Here is an 828-nt window from a genome sequence, read left to right on the forward strand (position 1 = left end):
GCCTTCCCCCGTTAATAATTCAATTATGCTATCAATTCTTTTTCCAATAAATAATCATATAACTCTTCTGTCCTTTCCAACCGGAAGAAAATCTTTCCTTTTCTGAAAAAAGCACTGGCAGTAATTTTCGCTCCATACTCACGAAACGTAGGAACAAATTGTAATGCTTTTCCCGCTAAAATCAATGGCTTAAAAATTGATAGTTGGAAAGCCTTATCTTCTCCTTCACTATAAGCCGTAACACTATTAGGATTAAAACCAAAATCTTCCGCTTGTCCTGTTTCCAAATAAGTACGTAACCAACTTAATCCTTCTTGATTCAATATCAAACAGAAACCTTGAATCTTTTTGGATTCAATCCAAGCACATGGATAGTTCTCTTTGTTAGTATAAAACCTAACAATCAATTGCTCACCTCTTTTCATCATTGCCTTTACAGTTTGCATTGCACCTTCATTGTCATAAGACTTAATTACTTTCTTTTCTCCAAATTCTAAATTCATAATCTTCATTTTAAAAAATTAAACATTAATGAATCTCAAACGAGGTGCGCACCTTTGTTTTTGATTACACTGCAAAACTACGGAGAAATAGAAGCGTATGAAATGAAGAAAAAAACATAAAGAAATCCCTTTTTTTATGCTTAATTCTTTATGTAATCACAAATATCATAAATCACAATATATCAACAAATTATATGTATTTGCACAATAATCATCAATTAAATAAAGGCTATCATTTTTTATCTTTATATGTTTTACCAATATGATTTTAAATGTTCAACTGGATTATTGGGAGACATTTTGCACATGGGGATTTTCCACCAAT

The 828-nt window shown here is 30.9% G+C and carries 1 protein-coding gene; it reads right to left on the reverse strand.

The genetic code is table 11. The features are described 5' to 3' along the window. Positions 1–23 precede the first annotated feature (23 nt). Complete coding sequence (locus AB5935_RS26240) at positions 24–512, reverse strand: hypothetical protein (RefSeq protein WP_368327898.1); 489 nt, start codon at positions 510–512, stop codon at positions 24–26. Between the last annotated feature and the right edge of the window lie 316 nt (positions 513–828).

The organism is Phocaeicola sp. RTP21198st1_B8_RTP21198_201120, from assembly GCF_040929485.1.
In the GTDB taxonomy this organism is placed as follows: domain Bacteria; phylum Bacteroidota; class Bacteroidia; order Bacteroidales; family Bacteroidaceae; genus Phocaeicola; species Phocaeicola dorei.